This is a genomic window from Zeaxanthinibacter enoshimensis (genome assembly GCF_004362865.1).
GTDB lineage: Bacteria > Bacteroidota > Bacteroidia > Flavobacteriales > Flavobacteriaceae > Zeaxanthinibacter > Zeaxanthinibacter enoshimensis.
On sequence record NZ_SNYI01000001.1, the window covers coordinates 1,321,412 to 1,343,292 of the forward strand.

General features: G+C 48.1%; 15 protein-coding genes. 12 read left to right on the plus strand and 3 right to left on the minus strand.

The window, feature by feature from the left end; all coding sequences use genetic code 11:
• Nucleotides 1–35: 35 nt before the first annotated feature.
• Entirely contained in the window at nucleotides 36–1,298 is a 1,263-nt protein-coding gene (locus tag CLV82_RS05815) for a sigma-54 interaction domain-containing protein (RefSeq protein WP_133643335.1), read from the minus strand.
• A gap of 70 nt (nucleotides 1,299–1,368) precedes the next feature.
• Nucleotides 1,369–2,808, minus strand: coding sequence for a tRNA (N6-isopentenyl adenosine(37)-C2)-methylthiotransferase MiaB (gene miaB, locus CLV82_RS05820; protein ID WP_133643336.1), 1,440 nt, complete (start codon nucleotides 2,806–2,808; stop codon nucleotides 1,369–1,371).
• Between the two features lie 155 nt (nucleotides 2,809–2,963).
• On the opposite strand from miaB, the gene CLV82_RS05825 reads away from it, so the two are divergent.
• From CLV82_RS05825 to CLV82_RS05860, 8 genes are all read left to right on the plus strand, one after another.
• Entirely contained in the window at nucleotides 2,964–4,190 is a 1,227-nt protein-coding gene (locus CLV82_RS05825) for an LVIVD repeat-containing protein (protein WP_133643337.1), read from the plus strand.
• Between the two features lie 124 nt (nucleotides 4,191–4,314).
• Nucleotides 4,315–6,810 carry a type I DNA topoisomerase gene (gene topA, locus CLV82_RS05830; RefSeq protein ID WP_133643338.1) on the plus strand — a complete coding sequence of 832 codons (2,496 nt, stop codon included), beginning with the start codon at nucleotides 4,315–4,317 and terminating at the stop codon, nucleotides 6,808–6,810.
• Between the two features lie 9 nt (nucleotides 6,811–6,819).
• The gene (locus tag CLV82_RS05835; protein WP_133643339.1) at nucleotides 6,820–7,980 is read left to right on the plus strand and encodes a formimidoylglutamase; all 1,161 of its coding nucleotides are present in this window, start codon (nucleotides 6,820–6,822) and stop codon (nucleotides 7,978–7,980) included.
• 117 nt (nucleotides 7,981–8,097) lie between these two features.
• Nucleotides 8,098–9,453 carry a T9SS ring complex lipoprotein PorK/GldK gene (porK, locus tag CLV82_RS05840; RefSeq protein ID WP_133643340.1) on the plus strand — a complete coding sequence of 452 codons (1,356 nt, stop codon included), beginning with the start codon at nucleotides 8,098–8,100 and terminating at the stop codon, nucleotides 9,451–9,453.
• Nucleotides 9,454–9,512: 59 nt separating this feature from the next.
• A complete protein-coding gene (porL, locus tag CLV82_RS05845; protein WP_133643341.1) occupies nucleotides 9,513–10,163 on the plus strand; it encodes a type IX secretion system motor protein PorL/GldL in 651 nt (216 codons plus the stop codon).
• A gap of 54 nt (nucleotides 10,164–10,217) precedes the next feature.
• Complete coding sequence (gene porM / locus CLV82_RS05850) at nucleotides 10,218–11,786, plus strand: type IX secretion system motor protein PorM/GldM (protein ID WP_133643342.1); 1,569 nt, start codon at nucleotides 10,218–10,220, stop codon at nucleotides 11,784–11,786.
• 20 nt (nucleotides 11,787–11,806) lie between these two features.
• Nucleotides 11,807–12,709: a type IX secretion system ring subunit PorN/GldN gene (porN, locus tag CLV82_RS05855; protein ID WP_133643343.1), complete on the plus strand. Its 903-nt coding sequence runs from the start codon at nucleotides 11,807–11,809 to the stop codon at nucleotides 12,707–12,709.
• A gap of 136 nt (nucleotides 12,710–12,845) precedes the next feature.
• Nucleotides 12,846–13,922 (plus strand): NAD(P)/FAD-dependent oxidoreductase, encoded by a 1,077-nt coding sequence (locus CLV82_RS05860; protein ID WP_133643344.1) that lies wholly within the window; start codon nucleotides 12,846–12,848, stop codon nucleotides 13,920–13,922.
• Here the strand turns inward: CLV82_RS05860 and CLV82_RS05865 are convergent.
• Nucleotides 13,895–14,278, minus strand: a complete 384-nt coding sequence (locus CLV82_RS05865) for a DUF983 domain-containing protein (RefSeq protein ID WP_133643345.1) — start codon at nucleotides 14,276–14,278, stop codon at nucleotides 13,895–13,897. The genes CLV82_RS05860 and CLV82_RS05865 overlap by 28 nt on opposite strands.
• 64 nt (nucleotides 14,279–14,342) lie before the next feature.
• Between CLV82_RS05865 and CLV82_RS05870 the strand changes: the two genes are divergently transcribed.
• The 4 genes from CLV82_RS05870 (at nucleotide 14,343) to CLV82_RS05885 (ending at nucleotide 21,881) form a co-directional block, all read left to right on the plus strand.
• Nucleotides 14,343–16,262 (plus strand): ABC-F family ATP-binding cassette domain-containing protein, encoded by a 1,920-nt coding sequence (locus tag CLV82_RS05870; protein ID WP_133643346.1) that lies wholly within the window; start codon nucleotides 14,343–14,345, stop codon nucleotides 16,260–16,262.
• A gap of 171 nt (nucleotides 16,263–16,433) precedes the next feature.
• Nucleotides 16,434–17,318 (plus strand): leucine-rich repeat domain-containing protein, encoded by an 885-nt coding sequence (locus tag CLV82_RS05875; protein WP_133643347.1) that lies wholly within the window; start codon nucleotides 16,434–16,436, stop codon nucleotides 17,316–17,318.
• A gap of 149 nt (nucleotides 17,319–17,467) precedes the next feature.
• Nucleotides 17,468–18,598, plus strand: a complete 1,131-nt coding sequence (locus CLV82_RS05880) for an efflux RND transporter periplasmic adaptor subunit (protein ID WP_133643348.1) — start codon at nucleotides 17,468–17,470, stop codon at nucleotides 18,596–18,598.
• A gap of 10 nt (nucleotides 18,599–18,608) precedes the next feature.
• Nucleotides 18,609–21,881 (plus strand): efflux RND transporter permease subunit, encoded by a 3,273-nt coding sequence (locus CLV82_RS05885; protein ID WP_133643349.1) that lies wholly within the window; start codon nucleotides 18,609–18,611, stop codon nucleotides 21,879–21,881.

Below are 21,881 nucleotides of genomic sequence, written 5' to 3' on the forward strand. Positions count from 1 at the left end.
GCTGTTATGCTGTTATTCTTTTTCCCTCTGGCTGATCAGAGATCGTACTGTTTGATCTTCCTGTACAGGGTGCGTTCTGAAATTCCCAGTTCTGAGGCAGCCGCTTTTCGTTTTCCACGGTTCCGTTCCAGGGATTTTTTGATCAGCTCTATCTCTTTTTCCTGTAAAGATAGGGTTTCTTCTTCTTCGATTTCTTCCGCAAAATGATACTTGTCCTCCGGGCCGGGTTCTGCCGGGCGTTCCCTTCTCAACGGGGCAGACGGAAGTACTTCGAGGGCAGTGCTCTCTTCTTCAATGGCTTCCTCGGTATCCCCGTAGATCTTGCGGATAAGGTTGCGGTTCTCTTCCTGTACCTTATCAGTATCGTTTTCCTTCAGCAATTCCAGGGTCAGTTTCTTTAGATCGTTAAGGTCACCCTTCATGTCAAACAGCACCTTGTAAAGGATCTCCCTTTCGTTGCTGAAATCACTTTCCTTGGATTTGGTGCCTATTACTGCCGGCAGGTGAGAATCCCCTGCATTGGGCAGGTAACTGTTCAGGCAGGATAAACTGATCTCCCTGCTCTCCTCCAGCACGGATATCTGTTCTGCCACGTTCCTCAGCTGCCGGATGTTCCCGGGCCAGCGATATTTCAGGAGTAATTGTACCGCATCATCTTCCAGCCGTATCGTCGGCATCTTGTATTTCTGGGCAAAATCGGAAGCGAATTTCCGGAACAGCAGGTGGATATCACCCTGTCTTTGCCTCAGGGGTGGAATATTGATCTCTACCGTACTTAACCTGTAATAGAGATCCTCCCTGAATTTGCCTTTACTGATGGCTTCTGCCATGTTTATATTCGTGGCAGCAACAATGCGAACGTTGGTCTTCTGCACCTGGGAAGAACCAACTTTTAAGAATTCCCCGTTCTCCAGTACACGCAGCAATCTTACCTGGGTGGTGAGCGGCAGTTCTCCTACCTCGTCCAGGAAAATGGTTCCCCCGTCGGCTACCTCGAAATAACCACTCCTGGTCTGGGTTGCCCCGGTGAATGCTCCTTTCTCGTGTCCGAAAAGTTCACTGTCTATGGTACCTTCAGGAATAGCCCCGCAGTTGACCGCGATATATTTAGCGTGTTTGCGATGGGAGAGGGAGTGAATGATCTTTGGAATCGACTCTTTTCCGACCCCGCTTTCCCCGGTCACCAGCACTGATATGTCTGTAGGGGCCACCTGCATCGCTTTTTCCAGGGCACGATTCAGTTTGACATCGTTCCCGATGATCTCAAATCGTTGTTTAATGGCCTGTATGGATTCCATATATCAAATACTTATATAAAAATGATCCCTGTTTACCCCCCGGGGGTAAACGGATCTGAAAAATTTAGTCTCATGAAGCATATCCTACAGCAGTACCCAGGAGGGTAGCCGAAGTACAATCTTCGATCTTCACATTTACGAAATCACCTACTTTATAAGACTCCTTTGGAAAGACGACAACCGTATTCTGTGAATTACGTCCCATCCAGTGTTCCGAGGACTTCCTGGAATCACCTTCTATCAGCACCTCTTCGGTTTTACCCAGGTGCTGCCGTGTCCTGTAGTGACTGTGCTTTTGCTGCAGTTCAATAACTTCCTGCAGCCTTCTCTTTTTCACAGCCTCCGGGATATCATCCTCAAGTTTCCGCGCGGCCATGGTACCCGGTCTTTCCGAATAAGCGAACATAAAACCAAAATCGTACTTCACATACTCCATCAGGCTCAGGGTGTCCTGGTGGTCTTCTTCGGTTTCGGTAGGGAAGCCGGTGATCATATCCATACTGATGGCACAGTCAGGGATCAGTTCCCGGATATTATCGATCATTGTGAAATATTCTTCCCTGGTGTGCTGCCTGTTCATGGCTTTCAGGATACGGTTACTGCCACTCTGAACCGGCAGGTGTATATAGTTACAGATATTCTTATAATTCGCCATGGTCTCTATCACATCCATGGTCATGTCCTGGGGATTGGAGGTCGAGAATCGGATACGCATGCGCGGCTGGGCCTCGGCTACGAGTTGTAATAGCCTGGCAAAGTTGACCGCAGTCGCCTTTTGCATTTCGGTAGCCCGGTCAAAATCCTTTTTCAGCCCACCGCCGTACCAGAGGTAGCTGTCAACATTCTGGCCCAACAGGGTGATCTCTTTAAAGCCCTGATCCCATAATTCATTCACTTCTTTCAGTATAGACTGGGGATCCCTGCTCCTCTCGCGGCCCCTGGTGAATGGGACAACACAGAAAGTACACATATTATCACAACCCCTGGTGATGGATACAAAAGCAGTAACTCCATTGGTGTTCAGGCGTACCGGCGCAACGTCCCCGTAGGTCTCCTCTTTGGAAAGGATAACGTTTACGGCGTTCCGGCCTTCGTCTATCTCTGCGATAAGGTTAGGCAGGTCTTTATAGGCATCCGGGCCTACCACCATATCAACGATCTTCTCTTCTTCCAGGAACTTGCTTTTAAGGCGCTCTGCCATACAGCCGAGAACCCCGACCTTCATATGGGGCCGACCTTTCTTAACTGCATTGAATTTCTCCAGGCGTTTTCTCACCGTGGTTTCTGCCTTCTCGCGGATAGAACAGGTGTTGACAAGGACAAGGTCTGCATCTTCCAGGTTAGTGGTAGTGTCAAATCCTTCCTTGGACAGGATGGATGCGACAATCTCACTGTCCGAGAAATTCATCTGGCAGCCATAACTTTCTATATAAAGTTTACGGGAGTTGCCATCCTTTTTGTCCAGAACTAATGTGCTGCCCTGCAGCGATTCGTTAATTTCTTTCTCCATTACAACCGTAGATCTTCGTAATTTTCTTTGCGTTGGCAAAGATAGGATTAAATCCCTGTTTATGACAATATGACAGTCAATATATTTAGGATGAATGCGCAACTTAAAGGCCAGTATCGTATCTGTTGTTAAACAAACCATTTATTAAATAACCGATGAGAACAAAACTTTTATCACTCCTGATTCCCGCCGTGTTGCTCCTGTTTTCCTGCGATAATGCGGATAACGGGGAGTACCGTGATTTCCTGGTGGCAAAACCTGTAACCATGAGTATCGAAGAATATAATGCCAGTGTCCAGGTGCTGCCACCGCGGTCACTCGAGCATTCCGGGAAGATCTATGCTTATAAGGACTATATCTTTGTAAACGAAAAATTCAAGGGGGTACACGTAGTCGATAATTCGAACCCCGTACAACCCGAAAAGATAGGCTTCCTCAATATACCAGGCAATGTGGATATTTCTGTAAAAGGAGATTACCTGTATGCAGACAGCGGTAATGACCTGGTGGTACTGGATATTTCACAGATGGCTGATATTAACCTCGTCAAACGCCTGGAAAATGTGCTGAATGATAATATGGTCTGGCCCGCTGATGCAGAAATATATGACTATGATGAATTTGATGCTACCTCAGAAGTGTTGCTGGGCTGGGAAGTGGTGACCGAAAGACGCCTGGTAGCGGAGTACCGGGATAACATGGTTTTTATGGCAGAGGCGGCCAACGATCTTGCAACAGGGGAGGGCGGATCCCTGGCCAGGTTCAAGATCGTGGGTGATTTCCTGTACGCCGTAGATCCCCATTACATCAACATCTTTAATATCAGCGACCTGGATAACCCGCAGGACCTGGAGGATGTGTTTGCGGGATTTGACATTGAAACAATCTTTTACTACGAAGACAAATTATTCCTGGGGAGTATGCGGGGTATGTATATCTATGATATCACCAACCCTTCCCAGCCTGTTAAGGTGTCGGAATTCCAGCATGGTACCGCCTGTGATCCCGTGGTGGTGCAGGGGAATTATGCCTATGTGACCCTAAGGGGTGGTAATGGCTGTGGTGCTACCGCAAGCGGGCTCTTTATTGTAGACCTGTCTGATATCTCTGATCCTGTCCTTGCTGTTTCTTACCCGATGGACCAGCCTTACGGCCTGGGGGTCAGGGGAGATGCCGTCTTTGTCTGCGATGGGGAGTCGGGTTTAAAAGTGTACGACAAATCGGATATCATGAGCCTGGAGCAGGTTCAGCATTTCCCCGACCAGATGGCCTTTGACGTAATACCACTGGAGGATACGTTGCTGATGGTAGGTGAGGGAGTGGTGCACCAGTATGCTTATGAAGGGTTGCAGCTGCATTGGATCAGCAGTACCGAGCTGTAAGAGAATTATGTTCTGAAATCTTATGACACCTGCGATTCCGCAGGTGTTTTTTTATGGGCGGGAAAAAAGGGCGGGAACGGAAATCAAAAAATTCCCATACTTTTGTGACTTCAAAAACCTCTGAATGGCAAAGAATTTAGTTATAGTAGAGTCGCCCGCGAAAGCAAAGACCATCGAAAAGTTCCTTGGTAAGGATTATAAGGTCACCTCCAGTTTTGGACATATTGCAGACCTCCCTACCAAAGAGCTCGGTGTGGATGTGGAAAAAGACTTTACACCTAATTATATAGTAGATAAGGAAAAGAAGGCGCTGGTCAAGAAACTCAGGGAAATGGCATCCAAGGCAGAATTGATCTGGCTGGCCAGTGATGAAGACCGGGAAGGAGAGGCGATTTCATGGCACCTGGCTGAGACCCTGAAGCTAGATAAAGATAAGACCCGGAGGATCGTATTCAACTCTATTACCAAGAATGCTATCCAGAAAGCGATAGAAAATCCAAGGGATATTAATTACGACCTGGTGAATGCCCAACAGGCAAGGCGTGTCCTTGACAGGCTGGTGGGGTACGAATTATCCCCTGTATTGTGGAAAAAAATTAAACCGGGACTGTCTGCCGGTAGGGTACAATCAGTGGCAGTCCGACTCATAGTTGAACGGGAGCGGGATATCGAAGGCTTTACGCCGGTTGCTTCCTTCAAGGTAACGGCAGAATTCACCACCTCCAAGGGCGAGGTTTTCACTGCCAAACTGAATTCAACTTTCGAAAGCAAGGAAGAGGCAGAGGAATTCCTTAAGAAGAATATAGGTTCCGACTACAAGATAGACAGCCTGGATACCAAGCCGGCTAAAAAATCACCGGCAGCTCCATTTACCACTTCCACCCTGCAACAGGAAGCGGCCCGGAAGCTGTACTTCTCGGTTTCCAGGACCATGCAGGTGGCTCAGCGCTTATACGAGGCAGGGCATATCACCTATATGAGAACCGATAGTGTTAACCTGTCAGGGGAAGCTATACAGGCTGCCAAGGAAGCCATTATTGAGAATTACGGCGAAAAATACAGCAAGGTCAGGAATTACAAGGGGAAGTCCAAGGGAGCACAGGAGGCCCACGAAGCGATCCGCCCGACCGATATGAAGAATCAATCGCCTACCATGGACAGGGACCAGGCCAAATTGTATGAACTGATCTGGATGCGAACCCTCGCCTCCCAGATGAGTGATGCACAACTGGAACGTACAAACGTTAAGATCGCCAGTAACAAGCACGACCAGCTATTCTCAGCAAACGGGGAGGTGATCAAATTTGACGGATTCCTGAAAGTATACCTGGAAGGTAAAGACGAGGAAGATACAGCTGAAGAGCAGGAGGGAATGTTGCCAGCCATGAAACTGGGCGAAGCGCTCAATAATAATTCTATCACGGCGACCCAGCGGTTTACAAGGGCACCCTACCGCTACACGGAAGCCTCGCTGGTTAAGAAACTGGAAGAACTCGGGATCGGGCGACCTTCTACTTATGCCCCGACCATTTCTACCATCCAGAACAGGGGGTATGTGGAAAAGGGAACTATTGACGGAACCGAACGGAATTACGTACAACTGGAACTCAGTTCAGATAATATAGAATCGAAGACCCTCACCGAGACGGTAGGATCGGATAAAGGAAAACTGGTACCAACGGATATCGGGATCGTAGTGAACGATTTCCTGGTCAGTCATTTCTCCGGAATCCTGGATTATAATTTTACCGCCAAGGTTGAAAAGGACTTTGACGAGATCGCAGCCGGCGAGGAAGACTGGCAAAAGGTGATGAAGAACTTCTACAAGGATTTCCACCCAAAGGTCCTCGACGTGGAAGAAAATGCAGAACGCGCCAGCGGGGAGCGGGTACTGGGAACGGATCCTAAATCGGGCAGGCAGGTATCTGTAAGGCTGGGCCGCTTTGGGCCGATGGTACAGATTGGTACCGTGGATGAGGAAGAGAAGCCACAGTTTGCGAGCCTCTTACCGCACCAGTCGATCACCACCCTCACCTTCGAGGAGGCAATGGAACTCTTTAAACTGCCCAGGAACCTTGGGGAGTACAAAGGGGAGGAAGTAGAGGCGAATGTCGGAAGGTATGGTCCTTACGTCAGGTACGGGAAGAAATTCGTATCCCTGGGGAAGGATGAAAGCGCATTTGATGTAGACCTGGACCGGGCTATAGAACTGATAAAGGAAAAGGAAAAGGCAGATGCGCCAATAGCTTCTTATGAAGGGAAGGAGGTCACTAAAGGAAAAGGCCGGTTTGGCCCATTCATTAAGTGGGACGGCATGTTCATCAATGTAAACAAGAAGTACGATTTCGATAATCTCTCCCAGGAAGATATCGAGGAGCTGATCGAGGCCAAGAAGAAGAAGGAAGCCGAAAAGGTGGTGGTTGAATGGACGGAAGAGGATATCCGCATCGAAAAGGCCAGGTGGGGCAGGCATAATATCATACAGGGTAAGATCAAAGTAGAGCTTACCAAGGATGTGGATCCCAACAAGGTTACCCTGGAGGCGGCCAAGGAATTACTTGAAAAGAAGAAACCCAAGAAAAAAGCGACAAAGAAAACAACAAAGAAAACTAAAGGTTAGTCCCGCAATATGGCGTTTGATTTCCTCATCCCGGTAAGTGACAAAGTTCTGGCTCATTGCGAGTTGTTGCCTCCCCAGGCTCTTGGAAAGAACATTCACAAACATACTTCGCGTCATGGCCTGCCAGTGCTCGCCAACGTATCTTTTGCCATCCTTGGGGTCAATGAATCCAGGAACGCCTTTGAAAAGAAACCGGAAGCGCTCGATATCTCCCAGATCCGGTTACAGTTGTACCAACTGATGATGGGGAACTGGAACGCTTCTATAGTCGACCTGGGAGATCTGAACGAAGGCGAGACCGTAGAGGATACTTATTTTGTTGTCAAAGAGATCGTTGCCGGATTGCTCGAAGAGGATATTATTCCTATAGTCATAGGCGCTACCCAGGATATCACCTATCCTACATACCGGGCTTTTGACGGGATCAGGAATATGGTTAACCTTGTTTCCGTTGACAGCAGGTTCGACTTCGGGGCTGACGAGGAGCTTATCTCGTCTAATTCCTATATGAGTAAGATCATCACGGACAAACCCAATAATCTTTTTAATTTTTCCAACCTGGGATACCAGAGCTATTTTAACAGCCAGGAAGAGATAGACCTTATGGAGAAGCTGTTCTTTGATGCTTACCGCCTGGGGGAGATCACTTCGGATATCAGCCTGGCTGAACCTGTACTCCGCAATGCCAATATCCTCAGCCTCGATGCCCGGGCGATCATGGCCAGTGACCTGGGGACAACCTCGCCTAACTTTTCGCCGAACGGCTTTAACGGGAGAGAGATCTGTGCGATCGCACGCTATGCGGGTATAAGTGACAACCTTTCTGTCTTCGGAATTTACGAATGCGAAAATAACATACAATCCTTCCAGTTGGTAGCCCAGATCATCTGGTACTTTATGGAAGGCTTCAATTACCGGATCAAAGAAACTCCAAGTGCACGGAACAACGACTTCACCAAGTTCAATGTGCCTACTGAAACAGAGCAGCTGGTCTTCTATAAAAGCCATCTTACCGAAAGGTGGTGGGTAGAAGTACCATCTATCCTTGCTTCAGATACTAAATCCAATTCACCTGCGTTATTACCCTGCACCGAACAGGACTATCTGGATGCTTGCGACCAGAATATCCCTGAGAGGTGGTTCAAAGCCTACAAGAAGGGCTTTAACTAAATGATCATTATTTTTTTGTGGCGTTCCATTTTACACAATAAATCGCATAAAATGCAGTTTTAGTGAATAATGCATTTCGTTACTGTGAATTGTCTTAATCGAAATTTAACCTAGAGTATGAAGAAGCTATTGTTAATCCCTATAGCGTTTGTTTTTTTATTATCCAGCTGCGGGTCCAAGACCAAAGGAGAACTGGTTGGGGTCCAGGGGAAGAAGTGGCACCCGGAAAAGCCCTACGGAATGGAACTGATTCCCCGTGGTGCTTTTATCATGGGTAAGCAGGACGAGGATGTAGCCAAGGTTTACAACGCGCCAACCAAGACCGTTACCGTTCGTTCCTTTTACATGGATGATACCGAGATCACCAACAGTGAGTACAGGCAATTTGTAGAATGGGTTAAAGACTCTATCGTACGAAGCAGGCTGGCAATCCTGGCAGATGAATTAGGCCTTACCCCGGAAGATGGAGGTATTGGAGAATACGCCTTTAAATCTGCAGATACCACCAAGATGTCCGTATACGAGCGATATATGCTCGACAATTATGCCGGACTTGGAGAAACAGGTTATGAAGGATATGCCCTTAATAAGGACGAAGAATTGATCTGGGATACCAGCGACTACCCGGACGAGTATTATACAGAAGTAATGGACTCTATGTATATCCCGGAAGAGGAGTCGTACAACGGTCAGCGCATGATCGATGTGAAGAAACTGAAATACAAATATACCTGGATGGATATCCAGGAAGCTGCAAGGGCAAGAGAGCAGGGGCGTAAGCCTTTCATCAAGCAGGAGGAAATAGAGATCTACCCGGATACTACGGTTTGGATCAGGGATTTTGAATACTCCTATAACGAGCCTATGCACAATGATTACTTCTGGCACGACGCTTACAGCGATTACCCGGTAGTAGGTGTGTCCTGGCAGCAAGCCAAGGCCTTCTGTAACTGGAGAACCAAATTCAAGAACGACGATCAGAAGAGTCGTGGAAAACAATTCGTGAACCAGTTCCGTCTCCCTACCGAAGCAGAGTGGGAATATGCCGCCCGTGGAGGAATTGAAGGAGGAACTTACCCTTGGGGAGGACCTTACGTGATCAGTGATACCGGGTGTTTCATGGCAAACTTTAAACCGCAGCGAGGAGATTATGCTGCAGATGCCGCCCTGTATACCGTGGAAGCGAAGTCTTACGAGCCCAATGATTTTAACCTGTACAATATGGCCGGTAACGTGGCAGAATGGACGAACTCCAGCTACTACCCCGGGTCATACGAGTACGCATCAACCATGAACCCTAATGCAGAGGACGGGAAGAATACACGTAAAGTGATCCGTGGAGGATCCTGGAAAGACGTGGCTTATTTCCTGCAGGTGAGTACCAGGGATTATGAATACAAGGATTCCGCAAGAAGTTATATCGGATTCCGGACCGTGCAGGATTACATGGGAGAAGAAGATTCTACCCAGTAATGATGCAAACCAACCAAGTGACCAAATACTTATTATAACCTAATTTTTAAATCAACATTATGGCACAGTCAAAGTCAACAAAGAAACTATTCAACATGGCCTACGGCCTTGGAGCGTCGGTGGTGATCATCGGTGCGTTATTCAAGATCCTTCACTGGGAGTTTGGCCCCCTTACAGGAGGATTGCTGCTCGCGATCGGTCTGATCACGGAAGCCCTTATCTTCGCTATCAGTGCATTTGAGCCGGTAGACGACGAGTACGATTGGTCCCTGGTATACCCGGAACTTAACGGAGGAGCTGCTTCAGGAAGAAGTAACGAAGCCCAGGAAGCCCAGATGGCAGAGGGAATGTTATCCCGTAAACTGGACGAATTGCTGAAAGAAGCAAATATCGATGCAGAGCTGTTTGACAGCCTTGGTAACAGTATCCGCAATTTTGAAGGAGCTGCTAAAGGAATCGCTCCTACTGCCGATGCAATCGAACATACTAAAAAATACTCTGAAGAGCTGTCTACAGCTGCAGAGCAGATGGAATCCCTGAACAGTCTTTACAAAGTTCAGTTAGAAAGTGCCAGTCGTCAAGCTTCTATCAATGAGGAAGTAGTTCAGAACGCAGGTGCATTAAAAGAGCAAATGGAGTCGCTGGCATCTAACCTGTCTTCGCTGAATGGCGTTTACGGAGGTATGCTGACCGCCATGAACAGAAACTAATTAGTTTTTTCTTTTAACCCAAATCAAATTAATCAACAAAACTAATTAGAAAACATGGCAGGAGGAAAAGCAACACCACGTCAGAAGATGATCAACCTTATGTACTTGATCTTCATCGCAATGCTGGCGTTAAATATGAGTAAAGAAGTACTCGCCGCTTTCGGTCTTATGAACGAAAAGATGGAGGCTTCTAATGTCAAGACCTCGGAAACCAATACGGCTTTCCTGGGGAACCTGGAGACAAAAGCAAACGAAAACAAGGAGAAATACGGACCCTTGTACCAGGATGCTATCAAGATCAAGCAATTGTCCGAGTCTTACTACGACTACCTGGAAGACATCAAGAATAACATGATGGAAGGGATAGAAGATCCCAAGGATTACGTAGTAATGGACAAGTCTGATTATCTTGACCAGAAATTCTTCCAGGGAGATAACCTGGCGCCGGAAGGAAAAGAATTTATGAAGCGATTGAACGATTACCGTGACCAGGTGATCTCTATTTTACCTGATGAAATGGGTGAAGTAAAGTCGCTCGTAAAAGCTAAGTTCGAAACCGGGGATGAGAATGGCAAAGTAGAACGACGTGACGGGGTGAAGGTTGATTGGATCAACTATCACTATGAAGGCTTCCCAATGGTTGCCTCCCTGACCAAACTGACTGCCTTGCAGGCCGACATCCGCGAGACCGAGCAGACAGCCCTGAAAGCTATGCTGCAGGGACAGTTAACCGCTGAGGTTTCGATGACCAATTATTCAACCCTGTTACAGCAAGAGAAATCTGCTTTTTACGCAGGAGAGAAATTTGAAGGAAGTATTGTACTTGGACGTACAGATAACTCTACCAAGCCCGACAGGGCGGAGCTTACCCTGGATGGCAGGAAACTGCAGGAAGGAAAGGATTTCGTCTACGAAGGCGGGGGAGTTAAAATGCTGGTAAGTGCCGGTAACCCAGGTGATCACAAGATCGAAGGGAAACTGATCTTTAAGCAGGATGGTAAAGAAGTTGATGTACCTGTATCCTCTACCTTTGCTACGATCAGCAAGCCAAATGCGGCGGTAATTGCAGCAGATAAGATGAACGTGGTATACCGTGGGGTTGCAAACCCTATGACCATCTCTATACCTGGTATTCCTGATAACAAGGTTAGTGCTTCGGCACCGGGTCTTTCCAAGAGAAACGGCAGCCAGTACGTGATGAACCCGGGTACCGGGAGAACTGTTACAATTGTTGCGTCGGGAGTATTACCTGACGGGCAGAAGATCAATACGCCTGCGGAATTCAGGATCAAGGATATCCCAAGACCATCAGGTTCTATCAGGGGCGAATCCGGAAGTGTGAGCATGCCACGTAACAACCTCGAGATCTCGACGGTTGGTGCAATGCTCGAAGACTTTGACTTTGACCTTAACCTGGCGGTTAGCGGCTTTAAATTCAAAGTTCCGGGACAGCCTACTGTAAACGTGAACGGTAATAAACTGGACGACAGGGCTAAATCAGCCTTAAAACGTGCCAAGCGTGGTGACGCAGTTCAGATCTTTGATATTGAGGCTTACATAACAAATAACAAGACCTACAAGTTGAAGAAAGTGTCTCCCGTTATCGTGGAGCTCACAAACTAAGAATAGTTAAATTGAAGTATATGAATTGGAAGAATGTTTTATTGGTAGGAGCAGTTGCTCTTCTCCCGATCTCGATCTCGGCTCAGGCAAATATCCTGAATGCCAAGAAACCAGAAGAGATCGGTAAGAAGACCGAGGCCCAGATTGCAGCCGATAATGATACCCCATTACAATATGGTTACGTGGACGACAGGGATATTCTCTGGTCCAAGACCATCTGGGAGGTCATTGACCTTGACGAGCGGGTGAATTTCCCCTTGTATTATCCACTGGATACCGTCAATATCGGGTCAGACAGGCGATCGCTCTACGATGTGCTGATAAAGCATATCAAGACCGGGGAACTTACAGACGTGTATGTCGACTCCTATTTTACGGAGAAACGTAAGTTCAGTGACCTGGAAGCTACCTTGAAGAAGGTAGATACCACGGACCTGGGATACGAGCAGATCAACGCAGGGGAGCAGTTATCCCCGGAATATATCAACAGGAGAGAACTTACTGCAGCAGATATCGAAGAGTACAGGATCAAAGGGATCTGGTATTTTGATAAGCGGCAGGGAGAACTTAAATACCGATTGCTGGGTATTGCCCCGGTAGCACCAGACGTGAACTTCATAGACGATGAGTCTATGGCGCCGGAAGATGCTTTGGTAGAATTGTTCTGGGTATGGTTCCCAAGTGCCAGGGAGATCCTCCACAAGGCCAAGGTGTTCAACCAGCGGAATTCCGCCCAGCCCATCTCTTTTGATATGCTCCTTAATGCAAGAAGGTTCAACGGGGTCATCTATAAAGAAGACAACGTACAGGGAGATCGTGAAATTGACCAGTACATCGCAGAAAACGCCTTGTTCCAGTTACTCGAATCCCAGCGTATCAATGAAGCGATCAGGGATCGCGAACAGGATATGTGGGCCTACTAGTTAGGTTATATAAGTAGAACATTCCAATTCTGAATCTATAAGAACCCCGGCCTGGCCGGGGTTTTTTCATTATCCATCTCTTTATAATTGATCAGAAAAGCTATGTGCAGCCGGCATCTTTAAGTAAATTTGTGCTATGATCGATTACTTGATTGTCGGCCTGGGCCTGGCAGGGATCTCCATGTGTGAAACGCTGTCCGGTCATGGCAAAAGCTTCGTGGTGATAAACGATGATTCCCAGCAGGCGACCAAAGTCGCCGGGGGATTGTATAATCCCGTTGTCCTGAAAAGATTCAATCCCGTCTGGATGGCCGCAGAGCAGCTGCAGGTGGCCCTGCCTTTCTATACTGCCCTGGAAGAAAAATTAGGCGCCCGGTTATTGTATCCGGGCCGGATCAAACGAAGGTTTGCCTCCGTAGAGGAGCAGAACCAGTGGTTCGAGGCCTGTGACCATCCCCGGCTAAAAGATTTTTTGCTGCCCGACGTACTGGCCAATACCAATCCCGGTATCGCAGCGCCTTACGGCTTTGGGATCGTTGAGAACAGCGGGCGTGTGGATACGGCCCTTCTTGCAAAACAGTATGCCGAATTACTGGAGGAAAAAGGGACACTGCTTAAAGAGTCTTTTCTTTTTGATAAGCTGAAGGTATCTGCAGATGAGGTGCAATACAAGGAGATAAAAGCCCGGCAGGTCATTTTTGCCACCGGCTACGGGCTGTCTGCGAACCCATATTTCAATTACCTGCCCCTGCAAGGTTCCAAAGGCGAATACCTCAGGATACATTGTCCCGGCCTGAAGGAAACCGAGATCCTGAAAAGCGCATTCTTCGTGTTGCCGGGAGAAAATGATGAATATCTCGTCGGTGCCACCTATGCCTGGAAAGATTACGAGAATACCCCGACCAAAAAAGCCCGGGTACAATTAAAAGAAAAACTGGATAAATTGCTGAACTGCGATTACCAGATTATCGGACAACAGGCCGGGTTACGCCCTACGGTGGCAGATCGGAGACCGCTGGTAGGCAGGCATCCGGAACATACTAATCTTTACGCGCTAAACGGCTTTGGTTCCAGGGGTGTGATGATCGGGCCATGGGCAGCGAAGCAATTGTTTGATCTTATAGAATCCGGCCAACCTTTAAATCCCGAGATGGACCTTGGACGATTCACTAAGATATACTACCCTCAGGCCCGTGACGCAAGCGGGTCGTAATGGATGAAGAGGTTGATCCAAATATTTCGCGACAGCCGGATGATCACCGGCATAAAAACCACCAGGGTGATGAAAATTGCGATAAAGGTCTGTATCAGGGTGGCTTTTAACAGTAAAAAAGCGATCACGAAGGCCGCAACTCCGAAAGCGATCCCTACCGCGTAACTCACATACATGGCCCCGTAAAAAAAGGAAGGCTCTATCTTGTATCGGGTGCCGCAATGCGAACACCGCTCGTGCATCTTAAACAACGTCCCTGGATTGTAAGGGTTCTTTACCTCGTACATGCTTTCCTGGTGGCATTTGGGACAACTTCCTGTTAAAATGCTGTATAGTTTGTTTCCTTTTTTTAACATTTGCAAAAATTTACACAAAGGTAAACATTCACAGTGTTTTACCGGTAACCAAGATTACAATTGCATGCTCAACGTTCATAATTTATCAGTTGCCTTCGGTGGAGAATATCTCTTTGAAGAAATAGCGTTCCGGTTAAATCCCGGGGACCGGGTCGGGCTGATCGGTAAGAACGGGGCAGGTAAATCTACCCTACTGAAACTTCTTGCCGGAGACCAGGCCCCGGATTCGGGTACCCTGGCCACAGACAAGGATGTGCGGATCGGGTTCTTACGACAGGACATCGACTTTGAAGCCGGACGGACCGTTCTGGAGGAAGCCCATCAGGCCTTTTACGAGATCAAGGAAGTAGAGGGGCAGTTGGCACATATCAATCAGCAACTTGCAGAGCGGACGGATTACGAAAGTGATTCGTACAGCCAGCTGATCATAGACCTGAATGACCTTACCCATCGTTTCGAGATCCTCGGGGGGTATAATTATGAGGGGGACACCGAGAAGATCCTGAGGGGACTGGGTTTTACCCGCGAGGATTTCAGCAAACAGACCGATACTTTTTCGGGAGGCTGGCGGATGCGCCTGGAACTGGCAAAGCTGCTGCTGCAACAACACGATATCCTCCTGCTGGATGAGCCCACCAACCACCTGGACATCGAATCTATACTGTGGTTAGAGCAATTCCTGAAGTCTTTTCCCGGGGCAGTCGTGATCGTATCCCACGATAAGATGTTCCTGGACAATGTCACCAACCGTACCATAGAGATTTCCCTGGGGAGGATCTATGATTATAATAAACCTTATTCCGAGTTCCTGTTGCTTCGGGAAGAAGTAAGGGAACAGCAGCTGAATGCCCAGAAGAACCAGGAAAAAGAGATACAGCAGGCAGAGCGGCTGATCGAGAAGTTCCGGGCAAAATCTTCCAAAGCGTCCATGGCCCAGTCGCTTATCAAAAAACTGGATAAGATGGACCGGATAGAGGTAGATGGGACCGATAACGCGGTGATGAACCTCCGTTTCCCGGTTTCTGTCACTCCCGGGAAAGTGGTGGCGGAATTAGAAGGGTTAAGCAAAAGCTATGGCAGCAAAATTGTTCTTAAAGATATCGACCTCCTCATTGAAAGGAACAGCAAGACGGCCTTTGTAGGACAGAACGGGCAGGGAAAGACCACCCTGGCCAAGATCATGGTAGGAGAGCTGGATTATGAAGGCAAGATGAAGCTCGGGCATAATGTCCAGATCGGATATTTTGCCCAGAACCAGGCCGAATACCTGGACGGGAACAAGACCGTGCTCGATACCATGATCGATGCAGCCAATGAAAAGAACAGGAGTAAAGTAAGAGATATTCTTGGAGCTTTCCTTTTCCGCGGGGAAGAGGTAGAAAAATATGTCAAGGTCTTATCAGGTGGGGAGAGAAACAGGCTTGCACTTGCAAAATTGCTGTTACAGCCCTTTAATGTGCTGGTAATGGACGAACCTACCAACCACCTCGATATTGCTTCGAAGAACGTATTGAAAGAGGCGTTGCAGCATTTTGAGGGTACCCTGATCCTGGTATCCCACGACCGGGATTTCCTGCAGGGGCTTACCAATAAGGTATACGAGTTCAAGAACCATAAGATCAAAGAATACCTGGGGGATATCAACTTTTACCTGGAAGAGCGGAAAGCAGAGGATTTCAGGGCGATAGAGAAGAAGGACCCCGTAAAGGAAAAACAGAAGGCCAAATCGACCGCTCCGTCCGATCATGAGCAGCAGAAGAAAGAACGGTCGCTCAACAATCAGCTCAGCGGGGTGGAGAGTAAGATTGCAGCCCTGGAAAAGGAGATAGGGGAGATAGATCACCAGCTACTGATGAACTATGACGAAACCATTGCCCAGCCCGATTTCTTTGAAAAGTATCAGGCCAAGAAAAAGAGCCTTGAAAAGCTGATGAAAGATTGGGAAAAACTGACGCTGGACCTTGAAAAACTGACTTCTGCCTAGGGTTTTTGGCGTGTTAAAATACATTTCACCACAGAAAACCCTGTCTTCACAACAAAGTAGAACCGTTCAACGACAAAAAGTATTATCTCCGGGACGAAGTGCGTATTTTTGTTTGTAGGGTAATTCCTAAATAACATTGAATCAAGCACATTATCAAATCTAAAGATCGTCATGGTTAAAAAGATTGTATTCTTATTAGTGATACTTGTAGGTGCCGGACAATTGGCTTTTGCCAAGGTTTCCCGTGCCGAGAAGAAAGCACTGATCGATTTGTATGAAAGTACGAACGGACTGCACTGGGTCAAGAAATGGAACCTGGATGAGGCTGTGGAAGGATGGCACGGCGTTACCGTGGAAGATAACCACGTAGTGGCTATCAACCTCTTCAGGAATAACCTGATGGGGCCACTGCCGGAAAGCATTTCCTCCCTGAAATACCTGAAAGTCCTCAACCTGGCCTTTAACCATATTACCGGGGAGATCCCCGAGAATATAGTAGCCCTGGAAAACCTGGAAGTTCTTAAACTGGAGATGAACCGTATCAAGGGAGAAATTCCGGTGGAGATCGGCCGGTTGAAGAACCTGCAGGAACTTACTGCATTCAATAATTTCATTGAAGGCAGGATCCCTGGAAGTATAGGTGAAATATCACAATTGAGAACTCTCAACCTCTCGAGCAATATGCTGAGGGGTGAAATTCCATCCTCTATCGGGAAGCTTACAAAGCTTGAAAGACTGGGCCTGTTTGAAAACACCCTTTTTGGTGAGATCCCTGCAGAAATGGGACAGCTCTCCATGCTGAAGGAGTTGGTACTGTCCAATAACGGTCTAGGCGGATCGATCCCGGCCGAGTTCGGACAACTGGCGAGCCTGGAGATACTGCAATTACAGAATAATGCGTTTGATTCTTTTAAAGGATTAGAGCAAATGGATCAGAACCAGTTCCTGGTTTTTGATTACGATAAGAAAGATGATAAACTCGAGTTCAGGGATGTCGACTTCTCCCGCACCAGGATGGCCGATACCAAATTCGAGGATGATGAAATAGACGAGTAAAACCGTTTATAGTTAGTTACTTAAAAAGGCACCAGTGGGTGCCTTTTTTTATGCTCCAGCCCCGGCATATCGCATTTAAGATTTATTTAACTAAAGCCCCTTAAACTATTGGATAGTTTTACCGTCTAACCGGTAAGTGAATCAGCCTGATGAATACTAGAAAAATATTACTTTCCATTCTGGGGGGTGTAGTGATATTGCTATCCCTCTACCTTGCCAACTCTATTATTAAAAGTAAGACTACCCCGCGACCGACCCCTGCGAAGGTGGTGAAGACCGTGTTTACGGATACCGTGCAGAACGGGACCGTACCCATAGTCGTGCCAGCCAACGGGAACCTGGTTGCTAAGAAACGGGTGGAACTCTTTTCAGAAGTACAGGGAGTCTTCCGGTCCGGTAATAAGTTATACCGCCCGGGCCAGCAATACAGGTCGGGGGAGACTATTATCCGGATAGATGCCGAGGAATACCGTGCCAGTGTACAATCGGCCAAAAGTAACCTCTACAACCTGATCACCTCCATAATGCCGGACCTGCGGCTTGACTATCCCGAGATCTCAGGGAAGTGGCAGGAATACCTGAACAGCTTTGATATGGAGCGGCCAACACCGGAACTTCCGGAACTGACTACGGAAAAAGAAAAATACTTTATCAGCGGAAGAGGGATCCTGACCAATTACTACAACGTAAAGAACCTGGAGCAGCGGCTGGGCAAATATATTATCCGTGCACCTTTTGACGGGGTACTTACCGAGGCCCTGGTTACCGAGGGGACCCTGATAAGAGCGGGCCAGAAGCTAGGTGAGTTCATCAATACCGGGTCGTTCGAGTTAGAGGTGGCCATCAGCAAGACATTCAGTGACCTGCTCCGCGTGGGCGAGGCAGTGAACCTGACCAACCTGGACGGCAGTGAAACCTATAAAGGGAAGGTGTCGAGGATCAATGCCAGGGTAGAGCAGGGATCCCAGACCATCACAGCTTTTATCGAGGTTAACGATCCTGAACTGAGAGAAGGGATGTACCTGGAAGCACTACTGGATGCGAGGAATGAAGAGAATGCCATCGAGATAGACCGTTCACTGCTGCTTGAAGATGATAAGATCTTCGTGGTCAGGGATTCTATCCTGGATTATATCAATGTAAAACCTGTCTACTTTACCGATAAGAAAGTGGTCTTGAAAGACGTGCCCGATGGAACAACCATCATCTCCAAACCCGTTGTGGGAGCCTATGCAGGAATGTTGGTGAAGGTGTACGAGGAAAAGCAGAAGCAGCAATAAGCGAAACGACATGAGATCAATCTTATCCTATTTTATCAAGTACCATGTCGCGGTAGATGTTTTCATCATCGCGTTCTTCATATTTGGTATTTACGGGGCCCTGTCCCTCAAATCTTCTTTCTTTCCACTAACCGATTCCAGGAACATACAGATCGCGGTGACCTACCCGGGTGCTTCCCCGCAGGAAGTAGAGGAAGGGATCGTCCTGAAGATAGAAGATAACCTGAAAGGATTGGAAGGGATAGAACGGGTAACCTCTACTTCGCGCGAGAACAGTGGATCTATAGACGTGGAAATAGAGAAAGGCAGGAATGTTGATTTTATGCTTCTCGAGGTTAAGAACGCGGTAGACCGCGTGCCTTCCTTCCCCAGCGGGATGGAACCCCTGGTGGTCTCCAAGCGGGAAGCCATCCGGCAGACCATTAGCTTTGCGATCAGCGGGGACAATGTGCCTTTAGCTACTTTGAAACAGATCGGCAGGCAGGTAGAGAACGACCTGAGAGCCATCGAGGGGATCTCGCAGATCGCCATTTCCGGGTATCCCGATGAAGAAATAGAAATCGCCCTGAACGAGAATAACCTGCTGGCTTACAACATGACGTTCTCAGAAGTAGCCCAGGCCGTGGCCAATGCCAATATTCTGGTGACCGGTGGGAATATTAAAACATCGACCGAGGAATACCTGATCCGGGCGAACAACCGCTCTTATTACGGAGACGAACTATCTAACCTCGTGATCAGGGCAGATGCATCCGGACGAACCATCCGCCTGAAAGATGTGGCCGTGCTCAGGGACAGGTTCTCTGAAACGCCGAATGCTTCTTATTTCAACGGCAACCTCTCTGTAAACGTCTCTATCACCAGTACCAATACGGAAGACCTTATTTCGGCAGCCGATAAGGTAAAGGAATACATAGAGGATTTTAACCAGAAGTACAATAATGTACAGTTAAGTGTACTCAGTGACCAGTCCAAAACGCTGAACCAGAGAACACAGTTGCTTACAGAGAACGCGGTAATGGGGATGATCCTGGTCCTCATCTTCCTCTCCCTCTTCCTGAATACCCGGCTGGCATTCTGGGTAGCCTTCGGGCTTCCTATCTCTTTCCTGGGGATGTTCATCTTTGCACCCTTATTTGATGTGACCATTAACGTGCTGTCCCTGTTCGGGATGATCATTGTGATCGGTATCCTGGTGGACGACGGGATCGTTATTGCCGAGAATATATATCAACACCATGAACGGGGTAAAAAACCTATTCAGGCGGCGATAGACGGGACCATGGAGGTGATTCCTCCCATCGTTTCCGCCATTATCACCACCATACTCGCATTTTCGATCTTCTTCTTCCTGGAAGGTCGTATCGGGGAATTTTTCGGGGAGGTTTCTGTTATCGTGATCCTGACGCTCCTCGTATCCCTGATCGAGGCCCTGATCATCCTGCCTGCCCACCTCGCGCATTCCAAGGCTTTACAAAAGCAGTCGGATAAGCCCAAGAAGGGAATAGCCAAAGTATTTGCCAAATTACGTGGAATTAACCGTGCAGGCGATAATATGATGGGCTGGATGCGGGATAAGCTTTATGCCCCGGCACTTGCCTTCACTATACGACATAAGATCCTGACCTTTTCTTTCTTCTTTATGGCCTTTGCCCTGACCATAGGATCTATAGGAGGTGGGGTGGTTCGTACTGCATTCTTTCCCCAGATCGCCAGTGACAGGGTATCCGTGGAACTGACCATGCCCAACGGGACCAACGAGGCCGTGACCGATTCTCTCATCACCTATATCTCGGAAAAAGCAGATATCGTGAACCGGGAACTGACCGAGAAGTATCTGTCCGGAACCGGGAAAGAATTATTTGAGAATACCATCCGTAATCTTGGACCCGGGTCTTCTAATGCAAGCCTGGTGATCAACCTGCTGCCCGGGGAAGAACGCCCGGACCAGATCAGGTCAGAGATGGTAACTAACCGCTTAAGGGAGCTGGTAGGCCCCGTCACAGGTGTTGAAAGCCTCATCTACGGCTCGGGAGGTAATTTTGGAGGGAGCCCGGTATCCGTATCCCTGCTGGGGAACAATATCGAGGAACTGAAGGCGGCGAAGGTAGAACTGAAAACCGCCCTGGAGAACAATGCCTTACTAAAAGACGTGGCCGACAATGACCCGGCAGGGATCAAGGAGATCCGGTTAGAGCTGAAAGAGAATGCATACCTGTTAGGGCTGGACCTCCGGACCGTTATGAACCAGGTACGGGCAGGCTTCTTCGGTACACAGGCACAACGCTTCCAGCGCGGGCAGGACGAGATCCGGGTTTGGGTGCGGTATGACCGTGAAAATCGTTCTTCGATCACAGACCTGGACGAAATGCGTATCCTAACCCCTTCCGGGGACAGGATTCCCCTGAAAGAGATCGCCACCTATGAAATTGCCAGGGGAGAAGTGGCCATCAACCACCTGGACGGGCGCCGGGAAGTGCAGATCAGTGCAGATATCAAGGACAACGAAACCACCAGTGGGACCGATATAATGGCGTGGATCAAGCAAGACGTGATGCCCGAGATAACTTCTAAGTATCCAACGGTGAGTCCGTCTTACGAAGGACAGAACCGGGAAGCCGGAAAAACGATAAGTTCCCTGCAGACCGCCGGGTTTACCGTGCTGATGCTAATTTATATCACCATCGCATTTACCTTCAGAAGTTTCAGCCAGCCCTTGTTGTTATTATTACTGGTTCCTTTCAGCCTTACAGCGGTAGCCTGGGGCCACTGGTTGCACGGGTTCCCTATCAATATACTGTCGCTGCTGGGGATCATTGCCCTGATCGGGATTATGGTGAATGACGGACTGGTGCTGATCAGTAAGTTTAATACCAACCTGAGAGGAGGTATGAAGTTTGATGATGCCATTTTCGAGGCGGGCAAATCCAGGTTCAGGGCGATCTTCCTGACCTCGATCACCACCATTGCAGGTCTTGCACCTTTACTGCTGGAAAAGAGCAGGCAGGCGCAGTTCCTGAAACCTATGGCTATTTCTATCGCCTACGGTATCGGGTTTGCCACGGTTCTCACCCTGCTTTTGCTGCCGTTATTCCTTGCTTTCAGCAACCGTTACAAGGTCACTGTAAAATGGCTGAGAACAGGGAAGGAGATCTCCAGGGAAGAGGTAGAGCGGGCCATTAAGGAACAAAAGGAAGAGGAACACCTGGAATCACAATCGGACAGAACGAATAATGGGATGGAGGACTTGTCCAAAGACAGGCTGAAACATTCTGAAAACTAG

Excerpts from the sequence above, each read along its gene's own strand:
- CLV82_RS05815 (WP_133643335.1), bottom strand. The coding sequence starts at position 1,298 with ATGGAATCCATACAGGCCATTAAACAACGATTTGAGATCATCGGGAAC.
- miaB (WP_133643336.1), bottom strand. The coding sequence starts at position 2,808 with ATGGAGAAAGAAATTAACGAATCGCTGCAGGGCAGCACATTAGTTCTG.
- CLV82_RS05825 (WP_133643337.1), top strand. The coding sequence starts at position 2,964 with ATGAGAACAAAACTTTTATCACTCCTGATTCCCGCCGTGTTGCTCCTG.
- topA (WP_133643338.1), top strand. The coding sequence starts at position 4,315 with ATGGCAAAGAATTTAGTTATAGTAGAGTCGCCCGCGAAAGCAAAGACC.
- CLV82_RS05835 (WP_133643339.1), top strand. The coding sequence starts at position 6,820 with ATGGCGTTTGATTTCCTCATCCCGGTAAGTGACAAAGTTCTGGCTCAT.
- porK (WP_133643340.1), top strand. The coding sequence starts at position 8,098 with ATGAAGAAGCTATTGTTAATCCCTATAGCGTTTGTTTTTTTATTATCC.
- porL (WP_133643341.1), top strand. The coding sequence starts at position 9,513 with ATGGCACAGTCAAAGTCAACAAAGAAACTATTCAACATGGCCTACGGC.
- porM (WP_133643342.1), top strand. The coding sequence starts at position 10,218 with ATGGCAGGAGGAAAAGCAACACCACGTCAGAAGATGATCAACCTTATG.
- porN (WP_133643343.1), top strand. The coding sequence starts at position 11,807 with ATGAATTGGAAGAATGTTTTATTGGTAGGAGCAGTTGCTCTTCTCCCG.
- CLV82_RS05860 (WP_133643344.1), top strand. The coding sequence starts at position 12,846 with ATGATCGATTACTTGATTGTCGGCCTGGGCCTGGCAGGGATCTCCATG.
- CLV82_RS05865 (WP_133643345.1), bottom strand. The coding sequence starts at position 14,278 with ATGTTAAAAAAAGGAAACAAACTATACAGCATTTTAACAGGAAGTTGT.
- CLV82_RS05870 (WP_133643346.1), top strand. The coding sequence starts at position 14,343 with ATGCTCAACGTTCATAATTTATCAGTTGCCTTCGGTGGAGAATATCTC.
- CLV82_RS05875 (WP_133643347.1), top strand. The coding sequence starts at position 16,434 with ATGGTTAAAAAGATTGTATTCTTATTAGTGATACTTGTAGGTGCCGGA.
- CLV82_RS05880 (WP_133643348.1), top strand. The coding sequence starts at position 17,468 with ATGAATACTAGAAAAATATTACTTTCCATTCTGGGGGGTGTAGTGATA.
- CLV82_RS05885 (WP_133643349.1), top strand. The coding sequence starts at position 18,609 with ATGAGATCAATCTTATCCTATTTTATCAAGTACCATGTCGCGGTAGAT.